General features: G+C 73.9%; 4 protein-coding genes. All 4 read right to left on the reverse strand.

Going from position 1 to position 6,110, the window contains the following annotated elements; genetic code table 11:
• Nucleotides 1-3,471 carry an SCO7613 C-terminal domain-containing membrane protein gene (locus ACXN5W_RS13185; protein WP_473158523.1) on the reverse strand — a complete coding sequence of 1,157 codons (3,471 nt, stop codon included), beginning with the start codon at nucleotides 3,469-3,471 and terminating at the stop codon, nucleotides 1-3.
• 127 nt (nucleotides 3,472-3,598) lie between these two features.
• The gene (locus tag ACXN5W_RS13190) at nucleotides 3,599-4,057 is read right to left on the reverse strand and encodes a DUF2550 domain-containing protein (protein ID WP_473158524.1); all 459 of its coding nucleotides are present in this window, start codon (nucleotides 4,055-4,057) and stop codon (nucleotides 3,599-3,601) included.
• Nucleotides 4,058-4,070: 13 nt separating this feature from the next.
• The gene (locus tag ACXN5W_RS13195) at nucleotides 4,071-4,355 is read right to left on the reverse strand and encodes a F0F1 ATP synthase subunit epsilon (RefSeq protein ID WP_473158525.1); all 285 of its coding nucleotides are present in this window, start codon (nucleotides 4,353-4,355) and stop codon (nucleotides 4,071-4,073) included.
• A gap of 217 nt (nucleotides 4,356-4,572) precedes the next feature.
• Nucleotides 4,573-5,664 carry an LCP family protein gene (locus tag ACXN5W_RS13200; protein WP_473158532.1) on the reverse strand — a complete coding sequence of 364 codons (1,092 nt, stop codon included), beginning with the start codon at nucleotides 5,662-5,664 and terminating at the stop codon, nucleotides 4,573-4,575.
• Between the last annotated feature and the right edge of the window lie 446 nt (nucleotides 5,665-6,110).

Below are 6,110 nucleotides of genomic sequence, written 5' to 3' on the forward strand. Positions count from 1 at the left end.
TCACCGCATCGCGCTGACCGTGGCCTTCAGTCGGATCAGGTCGCGGCGGCGGCGTTCGTACGTGGTGGCGAGCGCGACCAGCACCAGGCCGGCGATGGCCAGCGGCACCCACCGGGGCAGCAGGTCCCAGTAGACGGCAACCTCATGCACGGCGAGCACCACCAGGGTGGCGCCCCCGACGACCACCGGCGCCTGCCGGCGCCACACCGCTCCGGCGACGACCACGAGAACCGCGACGATGCCGAGGAGCAGCCGCCGGCCCGGCTCGCCGGGTGTCACCAGGACGACCGCGAGGCTCGGCGCGAACCCGGTGAGCAGTCCCGGTCCGTACCCGATCCAACTGCTCAACCGGTCGTTGCGCCGGGCCACGAACCATCCGGCGGCGACGGCGAGGGCACCCGCCGGCGCGGTGTACGCTTCCGGGACCGCCACGTCCCGTGCGGCGAGCACCAGCCAGTACGCGACGATCTCCGCGCCGGCCGCGACGGCGGCGAACGCGGACCGCGGCTCACCGGTCAGCGCCCGTAGCCCGAGGGCCACCCCCCAGAGCGCGCAGATGCCGGCCATGGCGGCGAGGTCGCCGAAGGTCAGCAGCAGCGCGACGGCGGCCGTCGCGTGCGCGACGACCTCGGCCGCGCGGGTGCCGGTCGCCGCCCGGGCCGACTGGCGGCTGAGCCGGGCCGCCGCCAGCGTGACGGCGGCGGCGAGCAGCACCCAGTACCCGGTCGGGCGCAGCGGCAGGCCCGCGGCCCGGGCGGCGGCGAACGCGAGCCATCCGGCGGCCACGGATGCGCAGATCCAGCCGACGGTACGCGAACCGGGGCGCCGGCCGGCCACCCCGATCACCGCCGCCACCACGACGATCGCGGCGAGTGCCGAGAGGGTCGCGGCGCGGGTGGCCAGGCAGCCGGCGAGCCCTGAGCCGCAGGTGAACCAGCAGGTCACGGCCCCGGGGTCGACCCACCGCCGGGCTGCGCCGGTCGTCGGACGCAGCGCGGTGACGAGCGCGGTCGTGAGGCCCGCGGCGAGGGTCACCGCCGGTACCGTCGGCCACGGCGCCGCCATGGCCACGCAGCCAAGCACCGCGGCGAACGTCACGGGGGGCCCGGCGAGCGTCCACACCGGCACTCCCAGCCGCCGGGCGAGCGGCACTGCCAGAGCGGCGAGCAGGACCAGCGCCAGCGCGGCCGGACCGGGCCCGAACGCGGTGGCCTCGGACGCCCACCGGTCGCCGTCCGGGCCCAGGCCGACGCGGGTGGGAGCGCCGTGCCAGACCGAGGTTATCCACATGTACGGCTGGAAGAGCAGCATCTGTACCGCCGGCGCCACGGCGACCAGGGCTGAGACGGCGGGCACCACCGCCGGTAGCGTCGCCGGGTTGACGACCCGCGCCGGACGCCTCGATGTCGCGCTCGCGGCGAGCCAGGCGCACAGCAGCGCGGCGGCGGCGAACACCCCGAACGGCGTCCGCCCGCCGTCCGCCGCCGCTGCCCAGCCGGCGGCGACCGTCACGCCAGCACCGGCCAGGGCGACGCCGAAGGCACCCGCGCCCGGCCAACTCCCGCCAGCGCCGGAGGTATCGGCGGTGCCAGAGGATGCGACAGCGTCGGCTGCGCTCGCGGTGCCTCCTCGCTGGCGCGGCAGCGTGCCGGCGGCCGTCGACAGGGCCAGGCCGACCAGGGCGCCAACCAGCGGTAGCGGGGCGTTGGCGGCACGTACCCCGTTCCCGGCGAGACCGAACGCGGCGGCGACCGGGACGGGCCCGTACGCCATGGCCACGACGGTGGCCGGCAGGCGCAGGTGGGCGCTCGGCGCGCGGACCGCGATCGCGGCGGACAGCACGATCAGTACCGTGGACGTCCCGAGGGTGGCCGCCGGGGTGACCAGCCCGACGAGCCCGAGGTGCAGCGCGACGATCGGCAACGCCAGGGCCGCCGTCCGGTCCCGCCACAGCGTCACCGCGGTGAGCGCGACGAGCAGCAGGCCGTCCACGATGGACACCACGGTCAGCGGTGTCGCGGCAGCGCCGGGCGCGGTGAACACGAGCAGCACCGCGGCGGCGTACCAGATCATCCGGTGCCGGACGAGTACGCCGAACGCTCCGGCCAGCACCGCCACAGCGGCCGGGACCTGCCAGCCGTACAGCCGGCCGGTGACCGCCGACGGGTGCGCCCGCCAGGCCGGCAGGGCGTGCGCGACCGCGTCGCCGGCCGAGGTGACGGCGGTCGCGACGGCCGGCACGGCGAGCGCCCCGGCGACGACCAGCGCCCCGATCCAACCGCCGCGCCGGACCCGCTCCGGCAGCACCAGCGTGGCGGCGGCGACGAGCACCGCTACCGCGGCGAATGCGAGGTACCGCTGGTGGGGCAGCAGTTCGGCGCCCATCCGGATTCCGGCGAGGGCCGTCATGGCGACCGCGACACCGACCCCGAGCTGTGTGGTGCGGGGGTACGCGAGGCCGGCGACCACCCCGACGGCCGCGAGCAGCAGCAGCGTGGCGCTGGCCCGGCCCGCCGCCGCCACGCCGTGCGCGGTGGCCAGGGCGACCAGGGTGAGGGACCAGGCGGCGAGCGCCGCGCCGGCCGCCGGCAGCCAGCCGAACACCTCGACGGTACGGGCGAGCCGGATGTTCACCGCCGTGAGCACGGTGAACACGAGTGCCCAGCCCGCCGGGCCGAACCCGTGACCGACGGCGAGCAGCGGCAGCACGGGCTGGACCGCGATGAGCGCGGCGAACCGCGGCCCGCGCAACCGGGTCGCCACCGCGTATCCGGCGCCGATCGCCGCGCTGGCCGCGCAGACCACCCCGGCGTACGTGCTGGGCCGCGTCCCGTCGGCCAGCCCAGCGAGGTTGACGTACCACGCGGCGTATCCGTCGAGGAGCACGAGCAGCAGCCCGAGCGCGGCGAATGTTTCGGCGGTGGCCCGCAGCCCCCGGCGGAGCGCCACGGGTGGCACGGCGAGCGCCACGAGGGTGACGCCCGCGAGGATCACGGCCCGCCCGAGCACCCCGAAGCTGGCCCAGGCCACGGCCGCGAACACGACCGCCGCGCTGCCCAGGAGCAACCCGCCGAGCACGAAGAGCACGTTCTGCACGGTCCGCGGCTCAGCCTCCGCCTGCCCGGCTGCCTGGTGATGTGCCGTTGGCTGGCCCGCCGGTCCCCCGGCTCCCGGCTGACCGCCGGCTGGCTGGCTGGCGGACCGGCTGGCGGCGACGGCCTGTTTGACGCGGGCGGCCAGCGCGTCTCGGTGCGATTGGACGGCGCTGAGCCGCTGCGTGGCCGCCGCGTACCCGCGCTGGGCCTCATCGAGGCGTCCGCGTGCCGACTGCACCTCGGCGAACAGCTCCACGGTGCGGGCGTTGAGTTCCACCACCTCCGCCGCGTCCGGATACGGCGGACGCCCGCAACCGCTGCACCCCGACTCCAACTCCGCCGGTGCGCCGCAGAAGGGGCATGGATACGTCGCCATGACGCCCAGCATGCAGGGTCACGACAAGGGGCGGATTCCCGGTGACGACCGTGATCAGGTCGACGGACAACCACCGCCTCCGATGTGGCGGCGTACGTGGCGAGGCCGTCCCGGGACCGACGACGACTCAGGCGGCCGGACGGTCCTGTGGGTGGACCATGCGTGGCGAGGCCGTCCCGGGCGCGGCGGCCTCAAGCCAGGAGAGAAATCCGGTGACCGTGGAATCCGCCATGGCGATCTCCACCGGCGCGTGGTGGCTGGTGCAGCGGAGGATCACCCAGTTCTGGGGCATCGACAGCCGCTCCTGGCCCTCGGGGAGCCGTCGGCTCTCCACCGCGAGCCCGTGCCGGGCCAACACCCGTTTGGGCCGCAGGGCCAAACTGAACATGCGATACCAACGGAGTTCGTCGTCGGTGAACCGGCCGAAGCCGGGTGACCAACCACGCTGGTTGAGGATCGTGGAGACCCGGACGCTCAGCCGGATGATCCCGCCGGAGCGGGTCACGACCGCACGCCGGACGAAGAGCACCACCAGGAGGACGAGCAGGACGGCGAGCCCGATGCCGATTCCCTCTACGACCTCCACTGCCGCCGCCCGATCAGCGGGAGGTGGCCGGGCTGACCGGGCTGGCGCTCTCGGCCAGGACCGTGACACCCTCACCGGTCACCGAGAGGAATCCGCCGGTGACCTCGTAAGCCAGCTGCTCCCCGCCCGCGCGCTTGATGCGCACCTGACTCGGCTCGGCCAGCAGACCCAGCAGAGGCGCGTGGCCGGGCAGTACGCCGATCTCACCCTCGGTCGTCCGGGCTACCACCATCTCGGCCTCGCCCGTCCAGAGCTTCTCCTCGACGGATACCAGCTCGACGTTAAGCTGCTTAGCCACACTCTCTCCTTACAGCGGCGGGGTGAGGCCGAGTCTAGTCGGCCTCGGCTCGGTGACCCAAGGCAGGTACCCAGGGGCAATCCGCTGACACCACCACGGGTACCCATTCGTTGACACCATCCGGCCACCTGTTCGCCCGGCCGTCAGCGGGCCCTGCGACCGGCCGGTCACCGGACCCTGTCGACCGGCCGGTCACCGGGCCTTGTCGACCGGCCCGTCACCGGGCCTTGTTGATCAGCTCGGGATGGCTCGCCAGGAACCCGTCGACCCGGTCGGCGCGGACGGCCGAGAAGAAGTCCTGGGCGATCGGCAGCAGCCGCTCGCCGCGATAGCTCGCGCCCTTCCCGACCCCCTCGCCCGGCAGCTTGACCATCTCGATCGAGTCGGACCGGAGGCTGTGCAGCGCCAGCGCCCACTCGGCCACGTCGTTGCCCCGGCCACTGAAGATCAGCGACTGACCGGCGGCCCTGAGCACGGCGTCGAGCTTGAGGGGGTTGCTCACCACCCCCCGGCTGAACGCCTGGCTGACCATGGCCCGGACGAACTGCTGCTGGTGCCGCTGGCGGTCGTAGTCGCCGTTGGGCAGCCCGTACCGCTGCCGGACGTAGTCGAGGGCCTGCCAACCCTTCAGGTGCGCCTGACCCTTGTGGTACGTGGCCTGCGGGCCGGTGTAGTGGCCGCCGCCCGGCAGCAGGGTACGCATGCTGCCGTCCGGCTGACGGTGCTCGGACTTGACGTTCGTGTCGATGTACATGTCGACCCCGCCCATGGCGTCGACGATCCGCTGGAAGCCGCCGAAGTCGATGATCGCCCCGGCGTCGAACCGTTTGATCCCGGTGTACGCCGAGACGGTCTTGGAGAGCAGTTCGAAGCCCCGGGCCGGATCGGGCCTGGCCTGGCCGGGCACCCGGCTGCCGTACGCCATCGCGCCGTTGATCTTGCCATGGCTGCCCCGGAAGTCGGCCTTCGGGAAGGCGGGAATGTCCACCACGAGATCGCGCGGGATGGAGAACAGGTAGGCCTGGTCCAGCGACCGGGTCACGTGCAGCACCATGATCGAGTCCGACCGGGGTGGCTCGTTCACCTGACCAGCCCTGGGGTCGATGCCGACCAGCAGGATGTCCACCGGACCCCGGATGTCGGTGTGCGGCGCGGGCGTGGCGCCGGCGGCCGAATCACCGAAGAGATCGGCCTGCCGCACCGAGCCCTCGTACCGGGCGACCAGGGCCCGCGAGCCCACCACGGCACCGCCGCTGACCACCACCAGGAGGATGCCGAAGATCAGGCAGAGCCGGGCCCACCGCGGCATCCCGCGCCGGACCGAGCCGGGCCTGTCGCCGGCGGCCGGCGTCGCGCCGCGTTGGTTCGGAACCGCACCCGACCCGCTCCTCGGACCGGCGTTCGAGTCGCCCGCCGGTCCGGTCTTCGGCCTACCGGCCCGTGCCTTTGCCACGACGGCTCCCCCGGAGATTGTCACGCCCCCACCACAGAGGCCGAGCACAACCGTCCGATGCGTTCACCGGCCGCGCCGAGCCGGATCCAAAACTACCTCGCGTTTTCCCGTGCCGCCGGACGCCCTCCCGCCGCTCCCGGCGCCCGGGAGCACGGAGAGTGCGGTAAACGCGACGGACCGGGGCGGTAACGCCGGTGGGGTCCGTCTACGCTTCCCGGGAGTCAATTCTTTCTCAAGTCCCTTTCCTTTCTGTCCCGGTCTTCCCAGCCCCCACACACCCAAAAAACCCCCTCTGGGGAGTG

The organism is Plantactinospora sp. A48, from assembly GCF_055793945.1.